General features: G+C 66.0%; 27 protein-coding genes. 17 read left to right on the top strand and 10 right to left on the bottom strand.

Annotated elements, in window-relative coordinates; all coding sequences use genetic code 11:
* Window positions 1-2: 2 nt before the first annotated feature.
* Window positions 3-410, bottom strand: a complete 408-nt coding sequence (locus VL15_RS16285) for a PAAR domain-containing protein (RefSeq protein WP_048246780.1) — start codon at window positions 408-410, stop codon at window positions 3-5.
* A gap of 90 nt (window positions 411-500) precedes the next feature.
* Window positions 501-1,088 (bottom strand): hypothetical protein, encoded by a 588-nt coding sequence (locus tag VL15_RS16290; RefSeq protein ID WP_053077663.1) that lies wholly within the window; start codon window positions 1,086-1,088, stop codon window positions 501-503.
* Window positions 1,089-1,461: 373 nt separating this feature from the next.
* Between VL15_RS16290 and VL15_RS16295 the strand changes: the two genes are divergently transcribed.
* From VL15_RS16295 to VL15_RS16305, 3 genes are all read left to right on the top strand, one after another.
* Window positions 1,462-1,800: a DUF2946 domain-containing protein gene (locus VL15_RS16295; RefSeq protein ID WP_053077664.1), complete on the top strand. Its 339-nt coding sequence runs from the start codon at window positions 1,462-1,464 to the stop codon at window positions 1,798-1,800.
* Between the two features lie 146 nt (window positions 1,801-1,946).
* Window positions 1,947-3,014, top strand: a complete 1,068-nt coding sequence (locus tag VL15_RS16300; protein WP_048246785.1) for a lipoprotein — start codon at window positions 1,947-1,949, stop codon at window positions 3,012-3,014.
* Entirely contained in the window at window positions 3,004-3,570 is a 567-nt protein-coding gene (locus VL15_RS16305; RefSeq protein WP_048246787.1) for a TlpA family protein disulfide reductase, read from the top strand. Before VL15_RS16300 ends, VL15_RS16305 begins: the two co-directional genes overlap by 11 nt.
* Before the next feature lie 130 nt (window positions 3,571-3,700).
* Here VL15_RS16305 and VL15_RS16310 read toward each other — a convergent pair whose 3' ends face one another.
* A complete protein-coding gene (locus VL15_RS16310) occupies window positions 3,701-4,933 on the bottom strand; it encodes a tyrosine-type recombinase/integrase (RefSeq protein ID WP_048246789.1) in 1,233 nt (410 codons plus the stop codon).
* A gap of 176 nt (window positions 4,934-5,109) precedes the next feature.
* On the opposite strand from VL15_RS16310, the gene VL15_RS16315 reads away from it, so the two are divergent.
* The 4 genes from VL15_RS16315 to VL15_RS16330 all read left to right on the top strand — a co-directional run bounded on the left by VL15_RS16315 (window position 5,110) and on the right by VL15_RS16330 (window position 7,540).
* The gene (locus VL15_RS16315) at window positions 5,110-5,424 is read left to right on the top strand and encodes a Dabb family protein (protein WP_047900905.1); all 315 of its coding nucleotides are present in this window, start codon (window positions 5,110-5,112) and stop codon (window positions 5,422-5,424) included.
* A complete protein-coding gene (locus VL15_RS16320; protein ID WP_048246791.1) occupies window positions 5,421-5,900 on the top strand; it encodes a PaaI family thioesterase in 480 nt (159 codons plus the stop codon). Before VL15_RS16315 ends, VL15_RS16320 begins: the two co-directional genes overlap by 4 nt.
* A gap of 197 nt (window positions 5,901-6,097) precedes the next feature.
* On the top strand, window positions 6,098-7,057 hold the full coding sequence (locus VL15_RS16325; protein ID WP_048246794.1) for an alpha/beta hydrolase: 960 nt from the start codon (window positions 6,098-6,100) through the stop codon (window positions 7,055-7,057).
* Window positions 7,058-7,099: 42 nt separating this feature from the next.
* Window positions 7,100-7,540 carry a GNAT family N-acetyltransferase gene (locus VL15_RS16330; protein WP_048246796.1) on the top strand — a complete coding sequence of 147 codons (441 nt, stop codon included), beginning with the start codon at window positions 7,100-7,102 and terminating at the stop codon, window positions 7,538-7,540.
* A gap of 14 nt (window positions 7,541-7,554) precedes the next feature.
* On the opposite strand, the gene VL15_RS16335 is transcribed toward VL15_RS16330, so the two are convergent.
* Both VL15_RS16335 and VL15_RS16340 read right to left on the bottom strand, forming a co-directional pair.
* Window positions 7,555-8,400, bottom strand: coding sequence for an NRDE family protein (locus VL15_RS16335; protein WP_048246798.1), 846 nt, complete (start codon window positions 8,398-8,400; stop codon window positions 7,555-7,557).
* Window positions 8,401-8,473: 73 nt separating this feature from the next.
* The gene (locus VL15_RS16340) at window positions 8,474-9,508 is read right to left on the bottom strand and encodes a YgfZ/GcvT domain-containing protein (protein ID WP_048246800.1); all 1,035 of its coding nucleotides are present in this window, start codon (window positions 9,506-9,508) and stop codon (window positions 8,474-8,476) included.
* 77 nt (window positions 9,509-9,585) lie between these two features.
* Here VL15_RS16340 and mltG point away from each other — a divergent pair, with 77 nt between their 5' ends.
* The 9 genes from mltG to VL15_RS16385 all read left to right on the top strand — a co-directional run bounded on the left by mltG (window position 9,586) and on the right by VL15_RS16385 (window position 18,248).
* Window positions 9,586-10,605, top strand: a complete 1,020-nt coding sequence (mltG, locus tag VL15_RS16345; protein WP_048246802.1) for an endolytic transglycosylase MltG — start codon at window positions 9,586-9,588, stop codon at window positions 10,603-10,605.
* Window positions 10,605-11,225: a dTMP kinase gene (gene tmk, locus VL15_RS16350; protein ID WP_048246804.1), complete on the top strand. Its 621-nt coding sequence runs from the start codon at window positions 10,605-10,607 to the stop codon at window positions 11,223-11,225. The genes mltG and tmk overlap by 1 nt, the downstream gene beginning before the upstream one ends.
* Window positions 11,226-11,244: 19 nt before the next feature.
* Window positions 11,245-12,273 (top strand): DNA polymerase III subunit delta', encoded by a 1,029-nt coding sequence (locus VL15_RS16355; RefSeq protein ID WP_048246805.1) that lies wholly within the window; start codon window positions 11,245-11,247, stop codon window positions 12,271-12,273.
* A 141-nt stretch (window positions 12,274-12,414) separates the two neighbouring features.
* The gene (locus VL15_RS16360; protein WP_048246806.1) at window positions 12,415-13,194 is read left to right on the top strand and encodes a TatD family hydrolase; all 780 of its coding nucleotides are present in this window, start codon (window positions 12,415-12,417) and stop codon (window positions 13,192-13,194) included.
* A 43-nt stretch (window positions 13,195-13,237) separates the two neighbouring features.
* The gene (locus VL15_RS16365; protein ID WP_048246808.1) at window positions 13,238-13,945 is read left to right on the top strand and encodes an ankyrin repeat domain-containing protein; all 708 of its coding nucleotides are present in this window, start codon (window positions 13,238-13,240) and stop codon (window positions 13,943-13,945) included.
* A 119-nt stretch (window positions 13,946-14,064) separates the two neighbouring features.
* Window positions 14,065-14,421: a Rap1a/Tai family immunity protein gene (locus VL15_RS16370; protein ID WP_048246810.1), complete on the top strand. Its 357-nt coding sequence runs from the start codon at window positions 14,065-14,067 to the stop codon at window positions 14,419-14,421.
* 96 nt (window positions 14,422-14,517) lie between these two features.
* A complete protein-coding gene (locus VL15_RS16375; RefSeq protein ID WP_048246811.1) occupies window positions 14,518-15,690 on the top strand; it encodes a mechanosensitive ion channel family protein in 1,173 nt (390 codons plus the stop codon).
* A 35-nt stretch (window positions 15,691-15,725) separates the two neighbouring features.
* Window positions 15,726-16,901 (top strand): AAA family ATPase, encoded by a 1,176-nt coding sequence (locus tag VL15_RS16380; RefSeq protein WP_048246813.1) that lies wholly within the window; start codon window positions 15,726-15,728, stop codon window positions 16,899-16,901.
* Between the two features lie 282 nt (window positions 16,902-17,183).
* Entirely contained in the window at window positions 17,184-18,248 is a 1,065-nt protein-coding gene (locus tag VL15_RS16385; protein WP_048246815.1) for a glycosyltransferase family 4 protein, read from the top strand.
* A 96-nt stretch (window positions 18,249-18,344) separates the two neighbouring features.
* Here VL15_RS16385 and VL15_RS16390 read toward each other — a convergent pair whose 3' ends face one another.
* The 3 genes from VL15_RS16390 to VL15_RS16400 form a co-directional block, all read right to left on the bottom strand.
* Entirely contained in the window at window positions 18,345-18,932 is a 588-nt protein-coding gene (locus VL15_RS16390; protein ID WP_048246817.1) for a YSC84-related protein, read from the bottom strand.
* A 231-nt stretch (window positions 18,933-19,163) separates the two neighbouring features.
* On the bottom strand, window positions 19,164-19,613 hold the full coding sequence (locus VL15_RS16395; RefSeq protein WP_048246819.1) for a membrane protein: 450 nt from the start codon (window positions 19,611-19,613) through the stop codon (window positions 19,164-19,166).
* Between the two features lie 258 nt (window positions 19,614-19,871).
* Window positions 19,872-20,162 (bottom strand): PsiF family protein, encoded by a 291-nt coding sequence (locus VL15_RS16400; protein ID WP_048246821.1) that lies wholly within the window; start codon window positions 20,160-20,162, stop codon window positions 19,872-19,874.
* Window positions 20,163-20,433: 271 nt separating this feature from the next.
* Between VL15_RS16400 and VL15_RS16405 the strand changes: the two genes are divergently transcribed.
* A complete protein-coding gene (locus VL15_RS16405) occupies window positions 20,434-21,456 on the top strand; it encodes an asparaginase (RefSeq protein WP_048246823.1) in 1,023 nt (340 codons plus the stop codon).
* Window positions 21,457-21,552: 96 nt separating this feature from the next.
* Here the strand turns inward: VL15_RS16405 and lysM are convergent, their stop codons facing one another.
* Window positions 21,553-22,023, bottom strand: coding sequence for a peptidoglycan-binding protein LysM (gene lysM / locus VL15_RS16410; protein WP_034181228.1), 471 nt, complete (start codon window positions 22,021-22,023; stop codon window positions 21,553-21,555).
* A 459-nt stretch (window positions 22,024-22,482) separates the two neighbouring features.
* Window positions 22,483-23,376: a 2-hydroxy-3-oxopropionate reductase gene (locus tag VL15_RS16415; protein WP_048246825.1), complete on the bottom strand. Its 894-nt coding sequence runs from the start codon at window positions 23,374-23,376 to the stop codon at window positions 22,483-22,485.
* Window positions 23,377-23,388: the final 12 nt, after the last annotated feature.

Genomic DNA, 23,388 nt, shown 5'->3' on the forward strand with positions numbered 1-23,388 from the left:
TCCTACCCGCGCGCGATCATCGTCGCGGCGTTCTCGGCCGCAGCTTTCAGACATTCGAGACAGAGCGTCGGCGAGGGGGCGAGCGCTGCTGCAGCGGCTGCGGCTGCGCCGCCAGTCGTTGCTTCGCCAGACCCGACGTCGTCGAGCGTGGCAGACGACTGCGATGCGATCAGTGTCGCCCCGCACGCGGTCTTCATGCCCTCGATGGCGGTTTCGCGCCCGTCAAAGGTGTGTGGATACCGCCGCCCCGTCGCGGGCAGGATCGGAAAGACTCCCTTGCATTGCGGGCAAAGTACCTTGTGCCCGACGCCGGCAATGGGTTTCCCGTCAATGGTCGCGGTCGCGCTGCCCTCCAGCACGCGGCCGCCATGCGTCGTCGTGTCGCCGACGCAGATCATGGCTCGGGCCATATGTTCTCTCGTAGGTGTGGTTTTCGTATGAATTTACCATTTCCGGGGGAGAGGCCGGCCCTTGGCTATCTCGCATTCAGTCAACTATTGTCAATCGAAGCGAGCGCCGTCGATCATGCGGCGGAGCTGGTCAAGTGCGAACAAGTCGGGCGAGCCGTTCTTCTTCGATTCCAGCTCGGCGGCACAGACCATTTTTTCCATTAGCCGCAGTGTTCGGCGCACATGCACGACTTCCAACACGAAGCGCTGCTCTAGAGTCAGCGATCGATTTTTCTTGAAATTGGCCGCGCTCCACGCGTCGCGCAATTCGGACCATGTCAGGCGCTGGAACTCAGGCAACTTTGTTGCCTTGTCGGAACCGGGATCTGGTTCGCCAGGGACGTCGTGGAGCCTGCATTTCATTGCTTCACGTGCGCGCCACTCGTCGGAGAAGGGCGCGACGGGCGCACGTGGGTTGCCCATTCGGCCGGCACGCGTGATCTCCCTGTCGATCATGTTCGACAAGCGGCGCAGCGGCGCTGCGTACTTCAACTCGTCGGCCCGGTCGAGGTACGCGATCATACGAGTGGCGTCGCCGGTAAGGGAACTCATCTCGGTCAGCGAAATCCGCAGGTGTAGCACCTCTAGAATCAGCCGATGAACCTCGGCGTATGTGCACGTGTTCCACCATTCCGACATGGCGTCGAACCGAGGCGGGTCAAATGGGGGCAATATCATGATGCGCGCGAAGCACTGTATGAATATACAGTTTATCGCGCGGTAAGATGGAGCCGTCAAGTCTCAAAAATGGGGGCGGGCAGTGTGTGATCCGCTTTAGGAATTCTGGACCAATCCGAGTGCGAGTTTTGCGGCAAACTTGACCCTGAACCAGGCAGGTCAGTTCGGCAAGTTGGTGATGATCATGAGTGACAGCTACCGGCCATGAGTGGATGATCACATCATCCTGTGATTCCAAGTATGTCGTGTATTTCTCCGGTGTTGTAGCCGGTTTCAGCTAGAATGCTGCCGCCCGCATACCCTCGACATCATGACCGATCGCCCCCGCAATCGAATGACCGCATGGCTTGGCCTGTTCGCCATGTGGCTCATCGTCTTTGCGCCGATCGTGAGTCAGGGCTTGGAAGCTTACGATCGAAATACACCTTTCGCGTCGATCTGCTCGGCTGACGGTCAGCCTGACGCAGGTGGCCACGCGCTCGCGGCCCACCTCGATGCGTGTGCATATTGCGACTTGCTCGCGCATCATGTGCCGGCTCCTTCCCCCGTTTTGCCACAGTTGCAGACGGCGGGGGGCTTCGGCATCGTACAACCCTCCGCTTCGCCTGCGCTCGTGCATCGGGACATTTTTCCGTCAGCACGCCCACGGGATTCGCCGCTCCTCGTCTTCTGAATCGATGAACATCGGCCACGCAAGCGAGCCCGCCCAATCACAAGGGCTCGTCGTTGCCGAGAACTAACTATTGGGGTGCTCCACACCGTGCGTCCGCCAGAGCGGTCGCGTTCGTGCGCGCCCACGAGACATGAAAGGGGAGTCGCATGCGATTCGAACCAAAGAGAACGAATGATGTTTCCATCGCCACGTTCGTATGCCTGATCAGCTTGACCTTACCCGTAACTGCTCAAGCGTGTGCAACGTGCGGGTGCTCATTAAGCACCGATGCTGCGACGGGCTATTCGGCAATGCCAGGTTGGCGCCTTAGCCTTGACTACACTTTCCTTCCGCAGAATCAGCTGCGGAGCGGAAGGAGCGCAGTATCAGGCAACGTGCCGGCGGCTATTAATGCCGCGGGCGGTAGCCAGGAGGTCGAAAACCAGACGATTAACCGTTACTGGAACCTCGGCATCAACTACAGCCCGAACGCCAAATGGAACTTCAGTGCGATCGTTCCATTCGTTGATCGCAGCCACTCGACGTACGGCAACGCCACACCTGATCAATTGACTCCGGACAATCTGAGCGGCGTCACGAGCAAGGGGTTGGGCGACATCAAACTTATCGCCAACTACCAAGGCTTCCTGCCGACTCACAATCTCGGTGTGCAGCTTGGCGTCAAGCTGCCCACCGGAAAATATGGAGGTCAGAACGTGTTGACGGGGGCGACGGTCGGTCGTAGTCCGGTATTCTTCTCGTCGGGTCCGAACAGCGCTAATGGGCAGACTCTGGATACCAGTCTGCAGCCTGGCACCGGCAGCACGGACCTGATCGTCGGTGCGTACTACTACCAACCAGTCAGCCAGGATTTCGACGCATTCATCAATGGTCAGTTTCAGTCGGCCGTGATCGAGAATCTACGCGGTGTTGGCGAGGACTACCGACCGGGCAATCTGGCCACGGTGAGTGTCGGCTTGCGCTACGAAGCGAACCCGAGAATTGTCCCGCAGCTTCAGATCAACGTGACTCGTAAAAGCGCAGATCAGGGAGCACTCGCAGACACCGCTAACACTGCCGGGACTGTGGTGTATCTGTCGCCGGGCGTGACGGTGAGCGTTGTGAAGAATCTCAACGTGTACGCGTTTGTCCAGAAGGCGCTATACAGCCGGCTCAGTGGGTATCAGCTGTTCCCCCGCTGGGCAGGTACGGTGGGCGCGAGCTATGCATTCTGATGTCAATGAGTTGCAGCGCGTCGGACTTACTAGGTCAAGGCGCGACTGGCTGCGCACGACTACGGGATTGGCGTTAGGCGCCGCTATCGGTGGGTGGGTGGTGCCTGTGCAAGCGAGCAGCCTGGCCATCGGTCGCCCCGCCCCGAGCCTTGTCTTGCATACGCTCAACGGGCAAAGCGTGGCAAGCGACGATTTGCGCGGGGATGTCGTCATCCTGACGTTCTGGGCCACGTGGTGTGAGCCATGCCGAACTGAGCTTCCGCTGTTGTCCGAGTACGCTGCACGCCATGCGACGAAAGGCTTGCGTGTTCTTGGTTTCAGTCTGGATGGGCAGGAGGATCTTGCCGCTGTTCGACAGGTTGCGGCTGGTTTGAGCTTTCCGGTTGGTCTGCTTGGCAGTGCGTACGCAGGCGGCTATGGCCGGATTTGGCGTATCCCGGTCAACTTCACGATCGATCGGAGCGGGCTCCTCGTCAACAATGGCTGGGACGATCCGACGCCCGCATGGACTGCCGAGCGCCTTGAGCGCATTGTCACGCCACTTCTAAATCGCTAGGCCAGCGATTCTGCTGTGAGGTGTTGGCCCGCTCCTTAAGAGGAGCGGGCATTCTAGAAATTCGTCGGCGTAGGTTGCGGCGTAGCTTTGAGCGCGGGGCTTTGTCAGATAAGGTGCAGGTACTGCTGCATCATCGGGCATTGCCGATCGTCTCGTGGAGTGCCGCGCCGTCCAATGCCTCTGTTTCGAGCTGAGTAAGCCAGTCAGCCCAAACTTGCATCATTTCTCGGCGGTCCGGCAGATATTTCGCGTGATTGTATGTCGAGCGCGTCTTGTCTTTGTCCTTGTGTGAAAGCTGCATCTCGACAACTTCGTCTTTCCAACCCATTTCGTGAAGCTGTGTGGACGCGGTCGCTCGAAAGTCGTGACCCGTAATCGGTTGAGGGTTATCAGGGACCATGTAGTCGATCGCTCTGTTGATTGTCGCTCGACTCATATGGGGTAGCTTCCGGTTGCTATGAAGAATCGGCAGGACGTATCCGCGATTACCATACATCTCCTGCAACTCGCGCAGCAGGCTCAGTGCTTGTCGAGGCAACGGAACGATGTGCAGCCGCCGAGACTTGATCTTTTCCGCCGGGACCTTCCATTCAGCAGCGCCCAGGTCAATCTCTTCCCATCGCGCCCGACAAAGCTCGATCGTGCGGGGAAAGAGCATCATCAGTAACCGTATCGCGATCACGGTTCGCTTGCTCTTGTAGGTTGGGAGCTGCCGGAATATCGCCTTCAACTCGTCGCGACTCAGCGCACGTGCGTTCTCAGTCGGTGGTTTTACGACCGCTCCACGCAACACTGACGCGGGGTCCGAATCGGCCCGCAAAGTGATAACGGCGTACTGAAACACATTCGACACGTACTGCCGCAGTTTGATCGCGACGGAAGGAGATCCACGCTCTTCGACTCGGCGCACCAAGGACAGAACGTCATGTGCGGTTATTGAGCGCATCGGTCGGCTACCAATAAAGGGGTACGCGTCGGTCTCAAGCATGCGCAGGATCTCGCCAAAGTGCCGCTCAGTCCACGTCTTCCGCTTCTTCTCCAGCCACTCGTCACTGACGGCGCGGAAAGTTGCTTTGCCTTCGTTGATGCGCGCGGACAGCACTTCCTGCCGCGCGTGGGACGGATGCAGTCCCTTCTTGACGAGTTCACGGGCATCGTCGCGTGCCGTGCGCGCGTCTTGGAGGCTGATGGTGGGATATTCGCCGATCGCGAAGACATTCTCTTTCCCAGCAATTCTGTACTTGTATCGCCAGAGCTTCGAGCCGGACGGATTCACCAACAGATACAGTCCATTGCCGTCGGTAAGTTTGGTAGGCTTGTTGCCTGCCTTTGCTTGTCGGATCTTGATGTCGGTAAGTGGCACGGTAAAAAGGGGTATCGTCTTTGAGTGGTCGAAATGATACCCCTATTTATACCCCCAATTTTCTCGGCTGAACACGATTTCCGGCGAACGTTAGCGAACGGTGGAAGGGCGTGTAACGCCCGGCTGGTAAGGGTTCATGGCAAATCGCCGAACCAACACGAACTGGAGCGAACGAAGTGATCAGACATATTGTCATGTGGAAGTTAAAGGAATCGGCAGAAGGCGCGACGCGCGCGCAGAACGCGCTGAAGCTGAAGGAAAAGCTCGAAGGCTGCCGCGATCTCGTGCCGGGCATCCTGCAGATCGATGTCGGCGTGGCGACACCTGGCCTCGATGCGACCTCCGACATCGTGCTCGTGTCCGATTTCACGGACAAGGCCGCGCTCGACGCGTACCAGGTGCACCCGGTTCACCAGGAAGTGAAGAAATTCGTCGTCGCGGTGGCCGAATCGCGCGAGTGCGTTGACTACATCGTCGACAGCGCACGATGAGCGACGCGGCATCCCCGGCGGACGTCCCGTCGATCGAAAGCCCGTTCGTCGACCTGCTCGGCGTGCGACTCGTGTCCGCGAAGGACGGTGCGAGCGAGATCGTGCTGCCGCTCGAAGAGCGGCACATGAACACGTGGAGCATCGCGCACGGTGGCGTGACGATGACGCTTGCGGACATCGCGCTCGCGATGGCCGCGCGCAGCCTGACCGACGACGGTATCGGCGTCGTGACGGTCGAGATGAAGGTGAACTTCATGCAGCCGGGTCGTGGCGAGCTGCGCGCCTACGGGCGCGTGATGCATCGCTCGACGACGATGGCCTACTGCGAAGGCGAAGTGCGCGACAGCGACGGCAATTTCGTCGCGAAGGCGCTCGGTACGTTCAAGTACATGCGGCGGATCGCGGTGGGCCGCGACATCAAGCGGCAACGCTCGCGCACCGCGCCGGACGCGCAGCCCGGCCCGAGCGACGCGTAAGCGCCCCGACGCACGGCCCTGCCTTTCCCGAGGCAGGGCCGTTTTGTTTGGTGTCGCGGATTCGCGCGCCGGACGCGTTTCACGGAACGCCGAAGCGCCGTAATTTCGGCGAGCAGCGCGTACCGCCCGTCCGCCGCGGGCGTGGCATCATGTGACGCTTGTCCGCTCACGGCGCCGCGCACGCGCCGTCCTCACCGATGCCGCTGAATCCGAAGATCGCCCAGGTGCTCGACATGATCGAGCGCGCGAAACGTCCGTCCTATCATCACCAGACGCCGCAGCAGGCGCGCGCCGCGTACGAGAAGAGCGCGCCGATTCTCGACGTCGCACCGGCGACGATGCATTCGGTCGAGGAATGCGTCGTGCCGACGCGCGACGGCCGCACGATCGGCGCGCGGCTGTACTTGCCGGTCGCGCCGAGCCTCGCGGAGCCGCTGCCCGCGCTCGTCTACTACCACGGCGGCGGCTTCACGGTCGGCAGCGTCGACACGCACGATGCGCTGTGCCGGATGTTCGCGCGCGATGCGCAATGTGCGGTGCTGTCGGTCGGCTACCGGCTCGCGCCCGAACACCGGTTCCCGACCGCGGTGAACGACGCCGACGACGCATTGCGATGGCTGCATCGCGAGGCCGCCGCGTTCGGCATCGACGCAGCACGGCTGGCGGTCGGCGGCGACAGCGCGGGCGGCACGCTCGCGACCGTCTGCGCGGTGCTCGCGCGCGACGCCGGCATTCACCTCGCGCTGCAAATGCTGATCTACCCGGGCGTGACGGGCCACCAGGACACCGAGTCGCACGTGCGGCTCGCGAACGGCTACCTGCTGTCGCAGGACACGATCCAGTGGTTCTTCGCGCAATACGTGCGCGATTCCGGGGACCGCGACGACTGGCGCTTCGCGCCGCTCGACGGCACGCGCGGTGCGCCGTCGTTCGCGGGCGTCGCGCCGGCCTGGATCGCGACGGCCGAGTACGATCCGCTGAGCGACGAGGGTGCCGCGTACGCGGACAAGCTGCGTGCGGCCGGCAACGCGGTTACGCTGGTCTGCTATCCGGGGATGATCCACGAATTCTTCAAGATGGGCGGCTACGTGCCGGAAGTGCGAGCCGCGCATGCCGACGCGGTCGCGGCGCTGAAGACCGCATTCGACGACGTTTGACGACTGGCGTTTGACGGCGTGCGCGCCGCATGGAGGGCAGCGATGACGGACGGCGTGGTGGAAACGGGCGACTGGACGGTCCTGGGCGGCGACGCCGCGCGGATCCGCGATGCGGTGTTCGTGCGCGAGCAGCGGATTCCGCCGGAATGGGAGCTCGACGACGACGATCCGCTGTCGCTCCATGCGGTTGCGTACCGGATCGATGCGGTGACGGGAGTCCGCCGCGCGGTCGCGACGGGGCGGTTGCTGCCGTCCGGCACGATCGGCCGCGTCGCCGTGCTGGCCGATGCGCGCGGGCAGGGCGTCGGGTCAGCGGTGCTGGACGCGCTGCTCGATGCCGCGCGGCGCCGCGGCGAAACCGTTGTACGGCTCTATGCGCAGGCGTCGGCGGTGTCGTTTTACGTGCAACACGGTTTCGCGGCGGTTGGCGAACCGTTCGTCGAAGCCGGCGTGCCGCACGTCGAGATGGCCCGCGCGCCGTAGCGCTGAACGCGCGTTCAGCGCGGCCGCGTCGCGTCGATATCGAACGTGAACGCGCGCTCGAACGTGCCCGGGCGGACGGTCCGGTGCGAGCCGTCGTCGTCGCAACGCTCCTTGATCTCGACCGTCAGCCGCACGCCTTCCTTCATCGTGACGCGCAGCGCGGTCGTGCCGCGCGTGCCGTACTCGGGCGTCTCGATGAACGCGGCCGACAACGCACGCTCGCGCTCGATCGGAATGCCCGTGTGCGGCAGGGCTTCGTCGTCCGCGACATGCGGGTCGCGCATCAGATCGATCAGTTCGTCGAGCGACGGAGTCGGGTTGTCGGTGAGCAGCGTGCCGAGCTCCGCGCGCTTGCGCACCACTTTCGGCCAGGGCGTATCGAGCCGCGCATTCGACAGCGCATGCACGCCGGGCGTGATCGTGACGGGCGCGGCGACACTGCTTTCGCCCTCCGGTGCGCGGTTGCAGAACCACGCGAGTTCGCGCCGCTTCCAGTCGCCGACGAGCAGGTTGAAGCCGTTGTACACGGCCGCATGCTCGGCAAGCTGCCCGAGATAGTCGAGCGGCGCGACGGACGGACCGCCGAGGAAATCGGACACGAGCTTGCCGCGGGTCGGCGCGCCCGCGCGGATGTCGAACGGCGCGCGGTAGTTCGTCAGCGCCGCGAAGCGGCCATCGCGCGATACGCCGAGCCACGTGCCGCCCGCTTCGAGATCGCGGCCGGCCAGCACGCCCGGTACATCTTCCCACCAGGTGAGCGGTGCGCTCGTGCGGCGAAAGAACTCGTCGCGGTTGGCGGCCAGGGTAAAGACGGGACCGGCTGCGGTATCAGGCTGCCAGTCGAAAGCGATCAGACACATCAGGCGAATCTCTCGCAGGAAACATCGGGCGCCGGCGACTTGCGAGCCGGCGCGCGAACGGGTTGTCAGTGCGTCACGCTTCCGTCGGCCATGCGTACGGGAGCGCGTCGAACGCGAGCACCGGGCCGTCGGCCGAACCGAGGTGCACGGTGCCGTTGTCGAGCGCGGCGAGCTTGATCTCGACGAGCGCGTCAACGCCGCCGGCGGGCGCGGCTGCCGCGTTGACGATCATCCCGCACGGCTGGCCGGGATCGTCGCTGTGGAACAGCTCGACGCCGGCATGCACGGTATCGGTCTCGCCGGCGACGTGCGCGAGCGCGGTGCGGCGCTTGATCGTGCCGCGGTACTGGCTGCGCGCGACGATTTCCTGGCCCGGGTAGCACCCCTTGCGAAAGTTAACGGCGCCGATCACGTCGAAGTTGACCATCTGCGGCACGAACTGCTCGACAGCCGGCTGCGTGATGCGCGGCTCGCCCGCGCGAACGTCGAGCCAGTCCCACACGGCCGGCGACACGATCGGCAGCGTGCCGGCGAGCGCGGCGACGCGCGCATCGACTTCCGCGCGCGGGCCGATCCACAGATAGCGCTTGCGGCCGGCCGCATCGGGCACGCGGATCAGCGCGCCGGCCGGGCCGTCGACCTTCACGTGCACGCCGTCCGGCAGCGCATCGAAGATGCCCGAGAGCGCGTCGCGCACGTCGCCCGCGAAGCCGACCACGGCGAGCGCGTCGCTCGCGTCGGTGAGCTTCGCCTTCGCGCGCAGTACGAACATCGACAGCCGCTTTTGCACGGCAGGCTGCACGTCCTTCGACACCAGCAGGCGCACGCCGTGGCCGGCACGCCACGTGAGAAACGACCCGAGGAGGCGCCCCTTCGGCGAGCAATAACCGGACAGCCGTGCGGTCGCGGCATCGAGATGCTCGATGTCGTTGGTCAACTGGCTGTGCAGGAACGTCGCGGCGTCGTCGCCGGCCACGTCGATCACGCCGAACTGCGGCAGCGGCATGCAGGCGCCCGGCGCGTCGAAATCGGCGGCGGACGGGCGGGGGAAAACGGGGAGCGAGGCGGGTGCGGCCTGGGCAGCCGGTGAAGCGAACGGTGTGCTCATGGAATGAGGGAACAGTCAACCCTGACTTTGACGAAGGCGAGCAAGTATTATATGGGTCTTACCTGAGTCACGTTTCCATGTCCCTACTGAAGAAATGCGCCGCGACGATCGTGGCGCTGGCCGTCGTTGTGGCCGCTGCCGGCGCGGGCGGCGGGTATTACTGGGCAACCCGGCCGCTGTTGCTGGGTTCGGCATCGCTCGACGTCACGATCAAGCCGCGCAGCAGCGTGAAGAGCGTCGCGCTGCAATTGCGGCGCGGCGGCGTGCCGGTCGAGTCGCTCGGTTTCGTCGCGATGACGCGCGTGCTCGGGCTGTCGAGCCGGCTCAAGTCCGGCAACTACGAATTCAAGACCGGCATCACGCCTTACGAGGTGCTGCAGAAGATCGCGCGCGGCGACGTGAACGAATACGTCGCGACGGTCATCGAAGGCTGGACCTTCAAGCGGATGCGCGCGGAACTCGACGCGAACCCCGATCTCGCGCATTCGACGGCCGGCATGAGCGACGCCGAGCTGTTGCGCGCGATCGGCGCGTCGGACAACGCCGTGCAGCGCGGCAGCGGCGAGGGGCTGTTCTTCCCCGACACCTACCTGTTCGACAAGGGCACGAGCGACCTGAACATCTACCGGCGCGCGTACCACCTGATGCAGACGCGTCTCGACGAAGCCTGGGTCGCACGCGTGCCGGGGTTGCCGTACAAGTCGCCTTACGAAGCGCTGACGATCGCGTCGATCATCGAGAAGGAAACAGGCCACGCGGCCGACCGCGCGTTCGTCGCGGCCGTGTTCGCGAACCGGTTGCGCATCGGCATGCCGCTGCAGACCGATCCGTCGGTGATCTACGGGCTCGGCGATACGTACGACGGCCGTCTGCGCAAGCGCGACCTGCAGGCCGACACTCCTTACAATACCTACACCCGACGCGGGCTGCCGCCGACGCCGATCGCGTTGCCGGGCGTTGCCGCGCTGCAGGCGGCGATCAATCCGGCGCAGACGAGCGCGCTCTATTTCGTCGCGAAGGGCGACGGCACGAGTGTGTTCTCGGACACGCTCGGCGACCACAACAAGGCCGTGGACAAGTACATACGAGGTCAATAATGGCGAGCGGTAAATTCATCACGTTCGAAGGGATCGACGGGGCGGGGAAGACCACCCACCTGCAGTGGTTCTGCGAACGCCTCCAGGGCAAGCTGGCCGCGGCCGGCCGGCAGGTCGTCGTCACCCGCGAGCCGGGCGGCACGCAGCTCGGCGAGAAACTGCGCGAGATCCTGCTGAACCAGCCGATGGATCTCGAGACGGAAGCGCTGCTGATGTTCGCCGCGCGTCGCGAGCATCTGGCGCTCGTGATCGAGCCCGCGCTCGCGCGCGGCGACTGGGTCGTGTCCGATCGCTTCACCGACGCGACGTTCGCGTACCAGGGCGGTGGCCGCGGGCTGCCGCGCGACAAGCTCGAGGCGCTCGAGCGCTGGGTGCAGGGGGGCTTCCAGCCCGATCTCACTGTGCTGTTCGACGTCGCGCCGCAGGTCGCGAGCGAGCGCCGCGGCGCCGCGCGCATGCCCGACAAGTTCGAAAGCGAGTCCGACGCGTTCTTCACGCGCACGCGCGGCGAATACTTGCGGCGTGCGGAAGAAGCGCCGCACCGTTTCGCGATCGTCGACGCGACGCAGTCGATTCCCGAGATCCGCCAGCAGCTCGAACGCGTGCTCGCCGCGCTGTAACACGCAAGGAACGCACCACATGATCTATCCGTGGCAGACCGACGACTGGAACCGCCTGCAGCAACTGCGCGCGCAATGGCCGCATGCGCTGCTGCTGCATGGCCAGGCCGGGATCGGCAAGCTGCAGTTCGCGCAGCATCTCGCGCAGGGCTTCCTGTGCGAATCGCCGAAACCGAACGGCGAGCCGTGCGGCGCTTGCGCGGCCTGCAACTGGTTCTCGCAGGGCAACCATCCGGATTACCGGATCGTGCTGCCCGAGGCGCTGGCCGGCGAGGCGCCGGGCGCTGCAGACGACGCGAAGCCGGCCGACGCGGACGAAGGCGGCAAGAAAACGCGCGCGCCGAGCAAGGAAATCAAGATCGAGCAGGTGCGCGCGCTGCTCGACTTCTGCGGGGTCGGTTCGCACCGCGGCGGCGCGCGCGTCGTCGTGCTGTATCCGGCCGAGGCGCTCAACGTCGCCGCGTCGAATGCGCTGCTGAAAACGCTGGAGGAACCGCCGTCCGGCGTTGTGTTCCTGCTCGTGTCGGCGCGTATCGACCGCCTGTTGCCGACCATCATCAGCCGCTGCCGCCAGTGGCCGATGTCCGTGCCGGCGCCCGACGCGGCCGCGGCGTGGCTCGCCGCGCAGGGCGTCGATCATGCGAGCGCGCTGCTCGCCGAAGCCGGCGGCGCACCGCTCGCCGCGCTGGCGCTCGCAAGCGACGAGAACCGCCCGCTGCGCGACTACACGCTCGGGCAGCTCGCGGCCGGTGCGGCATGCGACCCGTTCGCGTGCGGCGAGACGTTGCAGAAGCTGCCGGTGCCGCTGGTGCTCGGCTGGCTGCAGCGCTGGTTGTACGATCTGCTTGCGCAGCGGATGGCGGGTGCGCCGCGCTACTTCCCGATGCACGCGGCGGCGCTCGCGCGCTGCGCGGAGTCGGTCGACGCGAACGCGTTCGCGCGCTTCATGAAAGCCGTGACGCGCCAGCGGACGGTCGAGAACCATCCGCTCAACGCGCGGCTCGTATTCGAGGAATTGTTTCTCGGATATCGAGAAATATTCGCGTGATCCGGCATTGTTTCGCGTGGGTTGCGAAACGATGAACGGCTCACGCAGCGACGCGACCGTGGCCGGCCGGCCCGCGAACGCCGCCCGTTGCCGCATGCCGGCGAGCGCATGAGCGCTGGCCTTACGTATTCAGGAAACACGATGTTCGTCGATTCTCACTGCCATATCAATTTCAAGGGCTTGGCCGACCGCCTGCCGGCCGTTCTCGAGAACATGCGCGAGCATGACGTCACGCACGCGCTGTGCGTGTCCGTCGATTTCGAGACGCTGCCGGAGGTCCTCGCGATCGCGGATGCGCACGACAACGTCTACGCGTCGGTTGGCGTGCATCCCGATCACGAGGACGCACGGGAGCCGACGCTCGCGGAGCTCGTCGAGCTGGCCGCGCACCCGAAGGTCGTCGCGATCGGCGAAACGGGCCTCGACTACTACCGTCTCGAAGGCCGTTCGATCGCCGACATGGAGTGGCAGCGCGAACGCTTTCGCACGCACATCCGCGCCGCGACCGCGACGATGAAGCCGCTGATCGTCCACACGCGGTCGTCGTCGGAGGACACGCTGCGGATCATGGCCGAGGAGCGCGCGGACGTGCCGGGCGGTGTGATGCACTGCTTCACCGAGCCGTGGCCGGTCGCCGAGCAGGCGCTCGCGCAGAACTTCCATATCTCGCTGTCGGGCATCGTCACGTTCAAGAGCGCGACCGACGTGCAGGACGTCGCGCGGCGCGTGCCGCTCGACCGGCTGCTGATCGAGACCGACTCGCCGTACCTCGCGCCGGTGCCGTATCGCGGCAAGCCGAATGAACCTGCGTACGTCAGCCATGTCGGACGCTTTATCGCATCCGAGCGCGGGATCGCCGTCGAGGCGCTTGCCGACGCGACGACGCAGAACTTTTTCCGGCTGTTCAAGATCGCCCGCTAACGACGCGCGCGCAGCCGACAACCCAGGGAAGGAGCCCACAACAATGACGAAGCCGACCAACCATCTGCCCAAACGCGCACTCGTTGCCGCCGCACTCGTCGCGAGCAGCCTGTTCGCCGCGGCCGGCGCGCATGCCGAGTCGCTCGACGCGATCGTCAAGGCGGTCAAGTTCGACGACATCGCCGACATCGGCAAGCAACTGAAGAACGGCCTCGATCCGAACACGCTCGCGCCGAACGGCGATCCGCTGCTGGTGATCGCCGCGCGCGAGAAGTCCGACAAGGTCGCGGCGGCGATCGCCACGACGCCGAACGTCGACCTCGAGAAGGAAGACAAGGCCGGCGAGAACGCGCTGATGCTCGCGTCGCTGAACGGCGATGTCGGCCTCGCCAAGCTGCTGATCGACAAGGGCGCGGAAGTCAGCAAGAAGGGCTGGGCGCCGCTGCACTACGCGGCAACCAACGGCCAGGACGCGGTCGTCAAGCTGCTGCTCGATCACGACGCCTATATCGATACCGCATCGCCGAACGGCACGACGCCGCTGATGATGGCCGCGCGCGGCAACCATGCGACGACGGTCACCCTGCTGCTCGACCAGGGTGCCGATCCGCAGGTGAAGAACCAGCTCGGCATCACCGCGCTCGAGTTCGCGAAGCACTACAAGGCACCGGACGCGATCGAGATCCTGAGCAAGCGGACGGTACGCGTCGGCGGGTCGGCGCCGGCCGATGCGCAAAAGAGTGCAAAATGACGGTTTTCGGCGTGGCAGGCGGAGCGCGCCCGGCCGGTTTCCGGCCGGAACAGCGTGCCCCGGCGCCGCGCCGGCCAAGGCAGCAGGCGGCCTCGGGCCGCATTGACATAAGGAACACCATGTTGCGCGCAATGTTTTGTGCCGTGGCGTTTGCCGTGCCGTTGTCGGCGGCGGCTTTCACGGGCGCGGATCTCGACCGGCTGTGCGCGAAGACGGACGTCAAGTCGCGGGCGTCGTGCGCGGCCTACATCGAAGGCGCCGCCGACGGCGTCTACAACACCATCGACGCGATCGGCGGCACCACGGGGCCGCGTGTCGGCCAGTATTTCTGCCTGCCGCCCGACATCCGGGCGCAGCAGATGACCGACGCGGTGCGCAAGTACATCGCGGAAAATCCGAAGCTGGCCGACTACAACGCGAGCACCGCGGTGTCGCTCGGTCTCGGCAAGGCGTTTCCCTGCAGGAGCGGCAACTGATTTGACGCCATGTCCGGGCGCGTGCGTTGCCCGGATGTCGCCGACGCATCCAGGACGAGGCGTGTGCGCCTCATAACCTAGACATCCCGGGCGCCGATGATTTCAATCGAGGAACTGCAGCGCATCGCCGATGCGCCGCTGCATTCGTGGCTCGGCACGCTGGGCGTGTCGGTCATCGTCGTACTGGTCGTCACGATCGTGCACCGTCTCGGCGCACGCATCGTCAAGCGTGTCGCGCAGCCGTATCCGCTGATGAGCGTGATGCTGCGCTACATCGACAAGCCATCGCTCGTCGTGCTCGCGCTGCTGGCGCTCGAATTCCTGTGGGTCCAGGCGGACGACGGCATGTCGTTCGTGCGCGGCATGCGCACCGCGGCGGCGGTCGGCTCCATCGTGTCGCTCACATGGCTGCTGGTGCGGCTCGCGGCCGGCGTCGGCGACGCGATCATCCAGGCGCATCCGATCGATACGGCCGACAACCTCCAGGCGCGGCGCATCCATACGCAGGCCAGGGTGCTCGTGCGGACCGTGATGGTGCTGATCGTGATCATCGGCACCGGTGCCGCGCTGATGACGTTCCCGAATGTGCGCCAGGTGGGCGCGAGCCTGCTTGCATCGGCCGGCGTCGCGGGCCTGGTCGCCGGTATCGCCGCGCGGCCGGTGCTCGGCAACCTGATCGCCGGGCTGCAGATCGCGCTCACGCAGCCGATCCGGCTCGACGACGTGGTCGTGATCCAGGGCGAGTGGGGCCGCATCGAGGAAATCACCGGTTCGTTCGTGTCGGTGCGGTTGTGGGACCAGCGGCGCCTCGTCGTGCCGCTGCAATGGATCATCGAGAATCCATTTACGAACTGGACGCGCAACAGTTCGGAGATCATCGGCACGGTCTTCCTGTCGGTCGACTACCGCACGCCGCTCGCGCCGCTGCGCGAGGAACTCGCGCGGCTCGTCCATGCGGCGCCCGAGTGGGACGGTCGCGTGCAGGTGCTGCAGGTGACCGACGCGACGGAGCGCGCGATGCAGTTGCGCGCGCTCGTCAGCGCGGCCGATTCATCGTCGTGCTGGGATCTGCGCTGCCGCGTGCGCGAAGGGCTGATCGCGTACCTGCAGGACCGCTATCCGCAATGCCTGCCGCGCAGCCGGATGGAGCTGTATCCGCATGATTCCGCGCCCGACGCGCCGAATCCCGAACGGCCGCATGCGCGGCCGCCCGCCGCCAGCACGGCGGCCAACACCGCAGCCGATCCGCAGGCCGGCGAAGGCCGCTGAACGCCGGCCCGCATGCCTGCCCGCCATCCCTTGTCATGACCGCGCTGAAAACGCTCGCCATCGCCAATTACCGCTCGCTGCGCGAGCTGATCGTGCCGCTCGCGGCGCTCAACGTCGTCACCGGGCCGAACGGCAGCGGCAAGTCGAGCGTGTACCGTGCGCTGCGGCTGCTCGCCGACACCGCGCTGGGCCGTGTGATCCCGTCGCTCGCCCGCGAGGGCGGGTTGCCGTCGACGCTGTGGGCCGGCCCCGAGCGCTTCTCGCGGGCGATGCTGGCCGGCGATGTGCCGGTGACCGGCACGGTGCGCAAGGGGCCCGTGAGCCTGAAACTCGGCTTCGCGTGCGACGATTTCGGCTATTCGATCGATCTCGGCCTGCCGCTGCCGAGCCACTCGCAGTTCGCGCTCGATCCGGTGGTCAAGCGCGAATGCATCTGGGGCGGCGCGCTGCTGCGCCCGTCGACGCTGCTGGTCGACCGGCAGGGCGCGCAGATCCGCGCGCGCACCGCGTCGGGCGACTGGCAGACGATTCCGCAGCCGGTCGCGAGCTTCGACAGCATGATGACCGAGTTTGCCGATCCGACCGGCGCGCCCGAGATGATCGCGGTGCGTGAGCGGATCCGCTCGTGGCGCTTCTACGACCATTTCCGGACCGATGCGCAGGCGCCGGCACGGCAGTCGCACATCGGCACCCATACGCCGGTGCTGGCCGACGACGGTGCCGACCTGGCCGCCGCGCTGCAGACGATCCGCGAAATCGGCGACAGCGCGGCACTCGATGCGGCGATCGACGACGCATTTCCCGGCGCGTCGGTCGAGATCGACAATCCGGGCGGCCGCGGCCGTTTCGACGTGCTGATGCGCCAGCCGGGGCTGCTGCGGCCGCTCGCGGCGGCCGAGCTGTCCGACGGCACGCTGCGCTACCTGCTGCTCGCGGCCGCGCTGCTGACGCCGCGGCCGCCGGCGCTGATGGTGCTGAACGAACCGGAGACGAGCCTGCATCCCGATCTGCTGCCGGCACTCGGCCGCCTGATCGCGCAGGCGGCGCAGCGCTCGCAGGTGCTCGTCGTGTCGCATGCGGCGCGGCTCATCGCGACGCTCGAGCGCGAGGCCGGCTGCGAATCGCTGGTACTCGACAAGCGGCTCGGCGCGACCGCGCTGGTCGATGCCGACACGCGCGACCTGCCGGCATGGAAGTGGCCGTCGCGTTGACGGGCGGCGCGGCGCGCGGTCGCCGCGAGCGGCGCGTCGAGGGTCGAATCGGCCCGGTGGTACCCGATGCGCGGCGATCGGACTCGACGGGCGGAATGTATCCTGTCTGTAACAACGCCCATAAAATGAAAGACGGGCGGTTCCGGGCGTCGGGATCGCGAATAATAATGAGATAACCGGCTGGCGCCGTGCCGGCCAGCGCCGCATGGAGGCGCGGTGAGCGCGCAAGCGCATCCGCCCGCCGGCCGTGCGGCAACGGACAGGACACTGGAGACGTGGACCATGAGAATTGCGCAGATCGCCCCGCTGACCGAATCCGTACCGCCGAAGCTGTACGGCGGCACGGAGCGCGTCGTGTCCTACATCACCGAGGCGCTCGTCGATCTCGGCCATGATGTGACGCTGTTCGCCAGCGGTGATTCCACGACGCGGGCGAAGCTCGAGCCCGTCTGGCCGCGCGCGCTGCGGCTCGACTCGTCGATCCGCGACCGGGTCGCGCCGCACATGCTGCTGATGGAGACGGTCGCGCGCCGCGCGAAGGACTTCGACGTGCTCCATTTCCACATGGACTACTACTCGTTCTCGGTCTTCAACCGGCAGGAAACGCCTTACGTGACGACGCTGCACGGCCGGCTCGACCTGCCCGAGCAGCAGCCGGTGTTCGACACGTTCAACACGGCGCCGGTGATCTCGATATCGAACTCGCAGCGCCAGCCGCTGCCGCAGGCGAAATGGCTGACGACCGTCTACCACGGGCTGCCCGACACGCTGTACATGCCGCAGCCCGTCGAGCCGCGCTATCTCGCGTTCCTCGGCCGCATCTCGCCGGAAAAGCGGGTCGACACGGCGATCCGCATCGCTGCCCAGTGCGGACTGCCGATCAGGATCGCCGCGAAGATCGATGCGGCCGACCAGGAGTACTTCGACCGCGAGATCAAGCCGCTCTTCGCGCTGCCGCACGTCGAATTCATCGGCGAGATCGCCGATCACCAGAAGGCCGAATTCCTGTCGGGCGCGCATGCACTGCTGTTTCCGATCGACTGGCCGGAGCCGTTCGGCCTCGTGATGATCGAGGCGATGTCGTGCGGCACGCCGGTGATCGCCTTCAATCGCGGCGCGGTGCCCGAAGTGGTGGATGAGGGCGTGTCGGGTTTCATCGTCGAGGACGAGATCAGCGCGGTGGCCGCCGTGAACCGGCTGCACCTGCTGCCGCGTGCGCGCGTGCGGCAGCGCTTCGAGGCGCGCTTCACGTCGCGCCGGATGGCGCAGCAGTACGTCGACGTCTACCAGTCGGTGATCCGCGCGCAGAAGCGCTCGCGCTTCAAGGTGATCGATTCGACGACCTGACGTCGGACGCGGGCGGATAAAAAAACGGCGATGCCCGCAAGGACATCGCCGTTTGCGCATGGCCCGCGCGCGGTGCGCACGGGCGGTGCGTCAGCGTCAGATCTTGAGCTTCGTGACCTTCGTGCCGTTGATCGACACGTCGCCCATCAGGCCGGCGTTCGTCAGCACGACGACCTGGACCGGTGCGGTGGCCGTGGTCGTGTCGATCGCGCCGTTCGCGCCCATCTTCACGAGCGCGACCGATGCGCCGGCGCCGGCGGCCCAGCCGTCCGAGCCGCGGAATTCGTCGAGCGATTCCTGCGTCATGAACAGGAACACGATCGCCTTCGACTGAGCGCCGGCCTGCAGGCCGACCGACAGCGACGACGTGTTGTAGTAGCCGACCGTGCTGCCGCCGACGCGCAACGAGCCGTTGCCCGACTGGCCGCCGACGATGAAGCCTGCCTGGATCACGTCCGGGAAGACCAGCACGCCGCGCGACTTCGCGACGAGCTCACGCGAACCCTTGACGGTCGAATACAGGCGCGACAGCGTTGCGTCGACGCTCGAGTCGATCGCCTGACGCTTCGACGCGTTGGTCGCGGCGTTGTCCGGCTTGTCCGGGGTGGTGGTGCAACCGGTGAGCGCAAGGCTACCGACGATGAGCGCCGCGGCGGCTTTCAGCACGAGATTCCGTTTTTGCATCGTTCTTCTCCATCGGATGACGTTCGGAGTGAGTCTCGCTCAAGGAGCGGATCACGTCGGCAGTTATATCACAGTGGATTACAACCCCCTTTTCGTCGCCGCATGAAAAGGCGACAAATCGCTTGGGTATGTCGCGGCGCGCCAACGGACGGGCAGGCGCCCGCGCGCCGGGCACCGGGCGGTCCGAGGGGGGCGGGACGACGAATCGGGCGGCGGCGCCCGCGGGGCGCATCAGTGCGGGACCGGCGGGACGGGCGGCTTGATCGGCGGGCGGCGCAGCGCGCGGCGGATCAACGCGATCACGACGCCGCAGGCGAACAGGAACGCGGCCGGCACGACCCAGTAGCCGACGAACGCATGCCACAGGTAGCCTGCGAGCGTATTGCGGCGCACCACGTATTCGTCGCGGGCCGCCTGCTGGCGCGGCGCATTGGCGGCGAGCACGTCGGCCGGGCAGCCGGCCGCTCGCGCCTCGTCAGGATCCCCGTGGCACTTCGCGGCGGCGCCGGCGGCCTGCTGCGCATCGGTGAGCTGCCAAGTGGTCAGCGCGAGCTGCAGGTCCGCCTTGTTGTAGGCCATTTCCTCGCGGATCTCGCGGACGGCAACGATCGCGACGGGCACGGCCCAGAACACGATCACGATCAGCCAGCGGCGGAACCAGCGGTGTTGTCTCCATGCCATCCATGCCTCCGTTTGACGCGCATGCGCGTTCGTCTCGAGGGCGGCCCGATGGCGCTTCTTGTACTTGGGTGGGCCGCGTTGCAGCCATCATAGAAGAAAACGCGGCGAATTGCCGCACCATGTGGCGGCGCCGGTATGGCAGGACGGGAAAGCGGGGCGGGAGAGGGCGGAACGCGTGCGTCGATGCGCGTGCAACCAAAACAAAAATGCCGCGCCCGCCGAAGCGGTGCGCGGCATTCGATACGGGAGCGCCGGGGCTCAGGCGGCCGGCTGGTTGCTCAGGCAACTCTTCATGAACGCCTTGCGGTCGTCGCCCTTCTTGCCGGTGGCCTGCGTGTTGCATGCCTTCATCTTGTCCTGCTGCGACATTGCCTTCGCGGGCTTCGCCGACAGGCAGTCCTTCATGAACGCCTTGCGTTCGTCGCCCGTCTTGCCGGTTGCCTGGGTGTTACAGGCCTTCATCTTGTCCTGCTGGCTGTTCGCCGCGAACGCGGGGGAAGCCAGCATGCCGCCGAGAAGCACTGCGGCTACGAGCGATTGGATTTTCATTTCGACACTCCCATGGGGTGAATTGCGTTTTATCGACGCCGTCACGCAGCACGACACGATGTGGATAGGGTCGCATCGCGCTGCGTGCTCCGATTATGGCAAATCAATGTGAAAACACCAAAACGGCACTTTCTATAACGTTGCGTGCGCCACGGCCGTTGACGACGCGCCCGAAAGGGCGATCGGGACAAACCATGACGCGCGGCGGCCGGTATCGCCCGCCGCGCCGGAACCCGCCGGATCCCGGTCGCGAGCCATTACAATCCCGGCCATGAATACTCCGAATCCCGCATCCTCTCCGTCCACGGCGGCGCTGCCGCGCATTGCCGTGCTCGCCACCGGCGGCACGATCGCCGGCGCCGCACCCGACGCGGCCAGCACGGCGGGCTACCAGGCCGGCGCGCTCGGCGTCAATTTCCTGGTCGACGCGGTGCCGGCGCTTGCGTCGGTCGCACGCATCGACGCCGAGCAGATCGCCAGCATCGACAGCAAGGATCTCGCGCTGCCGCTGTGGAACACGCTCGCCACGCGGATCGACGCGTTGATGGCCGATCCGGCGATCGACGGCATCGTGATCACGCACGGCACCGACACGCTCGAGGAAACCGCGTACGCGCTGCATCTGGTCGTCCGGGGCGACAAGCCGGTCGTGCTGACGGCCGCGATGCGCCCGGCGACCGCGCTGTCGTCGGACGGCCCGCTGAACCTGCTGAACGCGGTGACGGTGGCCGCGCATCCGTTGGCGCGCGGGCAGGGCGTGCTGGTCGCGTTCAACAACCGGATCCATGGCGCACGCGACGTCGTGAAGACGAGCACCTATGCGGTCGACGCATTCCAGTCGCCGGAGCTCGGCGCACTCGGCTGGGTGCAGGACGGCCGCGTCGAATTCGCACGACGCGTCACGCGTTCGCGCGACACGCCACTGGCGATTGCGACAACCTGGCCGTCCGTCGAAGTCGTCGTGAGTTATGCGGGCGTGACGCGCACGGCCGTCGACGCGCTGGTTGCGGCCGGCGTGCGCGGTCTGGTCGTCGCGGGCACGGGCAACGGCTCGATCCATGCGACGCTGCAGGCGGCGCTGGCCGACACGGCGAACGCGGGCGTTGCCGTGGTTCGCGCGTCGCGCGTCGGTTCGGGGCACGTGATGCGCAACGGCGCCGCGAATGACGATGCGCTCGGCTTCGTGAGTGCGGGTTCGCTGAATCCGTTCAAGGCGCGCGTGCTGCTGATGCTCGCGCTGGCAAACGGTATCGGGGTGCGCGACGAACTGCAGCGGCTGTTCGACACGCAGTGACGCGGTGACCGATACGCGCCGATCGGGCGCGCGCGGCACCCATGAAAAAAGGCAGGCCATCGGCCTGCCTTTTTTGCGTCAATCCGGCAAGAATGCTCAGGACTGCGGCGGAATCACGAGCTTCTGGCCCGGGTAGATCCGGTCCGGGCTCGACAGCATCGGCTTGTTCGCTTCGAAGATCGCCGGGTACTTGTTCGCGTCGCCATACACTTCCTTGGCGATCGCCGACAGCGTGTCGCCCGGCTTCACGTCGTGGTACTGCACTTCCGGATCGTCCGGCTGGAGGTCGTCGTCGTTGACGCCCGCGACGCCCTGCACGTTGCCGGCCGCGACCTTGACCTTGGCCTTCGTGTCGAGGTCGGCGACGCTGCCCGACAGCGTGACGGTGCGCGATGCGCCGTCGAACGCGACGGTCAGGTTCGACGTGTCGAGACCTTGCGTGCTGATGTAGTTCTTGATGGCATCGGCCGCGGTCTGGTTTGCGGCATTCGGATCTTCCGCCGCTTGCGCGTCGGCATGACCCAGCAGTTTTTCACCCGCCTCTTTGATAAACGAAAGAAGACCCATCGTTGCACTCCTTAGGTGGTTGAAAAGAAAACGCGCCGTGAAGTGGCGAAAAAAACACCGCGCTGGGCGCGTTCACCGGGGTGAGCGCAAGCGCGGCGGTTTTCTCGAAAGGCGTGGCGAAAGTGTAGGCGTTCAACGCGACGATTGCATGAAAAATCGCACGCTCGAACGTAAAGAAATGTAATACGCGAAATCCGACAGGCGGACACCCGACGACGACGTCTGACCGACCAAGGCTTCCCCGGCGCCGCCGGGTGCCGCTGCGGACCCCACCACGCCGCTCTCAGCCCAGAGCGGCGTTTTTCGCCCCGTCCCGCATGCCGTTGGCGATGCGTGGCGGGGCGCCCCACCGTGATGCGCGAGCACGTCGCGCATCGATGCGACCGGCCGTGACCGAATCGCGCATGTCTGTCGCGCGTTTCCGCCATTGCAGCGGAAACGCGCGTCGTTGCACCCGCGTTACGCGGCCGGCGTCTGGCCGATTTCGAAGTTCGACATGATCTCGAGCGCGCGCACGAGTGCCGAGTGATCCCATGCCTTGCCGCCGTGCGACGCGCATACGCTGAACAGCTGCTGCGCGCTCGCGGTGTGCGGCAGCGCGAGGCCGAGCTTGCGTGCGCCGTCGAGCGCGAGGTTCAGGTCCTTCTGGTGCAGCTCGATGCGGAAGCCCGGATCGAACGTGCGCTTGGTCATCCGCGCGCCGTGCACTTCGAGGATGCGCGACGCGGCAAAGCCGCCCATCAGCGCCTGGCGAACGCGCTCCGGATCGGCGCCCGAGCGTGCGGCGAACAGCAGCGCTTCGCCGACGGCTTCGATGTTCAGCGCAACGATGATCTGGTTCGCGACCTTGCAAGTCTGGCCCGCGCCGTTGTCGCCGACGAGCGTGATGTTCTTGCCCATCTTCTCGAACAGCGGCTTCGCGCGCTCGAATGCCTGCTCCGGGCCGCCGACCATGATCGTCAGCGAGGCTTCGCGGGCACCGACTTCGCCGCCGGACACCGGCGCGTCGAGGTAGTCGCAGCCGAGCGCGTTGATCTGCTTCGCGAATTCCTGCGTGTCGAGCGGCGAGATCGAGCTCATGTCGATCACGAGCTTGCCGGCCGTGAGGCCCTTGGCGACGCCGTCGTCGGCGAACAGCACGTTACGCACGTCGGGCGTGTCCGGCACCATCACGACGATGACGTCCGCGTTCTGCGCGACTTCGGTCGAGTTCGCGACGACCTTCGCGCTGGTGCGCAGGTCGTCCGGAATCGGGAACGCACCGTTCACGACGAGCTGGTGGTCGCCCTTGAGCAGGTTGCGCGCCATGTGCGCGCCCATGATGCCGAGGCCGATGAAACCGATGGTTGCCATGTTGAAAGTCTC

Origin of the sequence: Burkholderia cepacia, assembly GCF_001039005.1 — a bacterium.
Lineage (GTDB): Bacteria > Pseudomonadota > Gammaproteobacteria > Burkholderiales > Burkholderiaceae > Burkholderia > Burkholderia theae.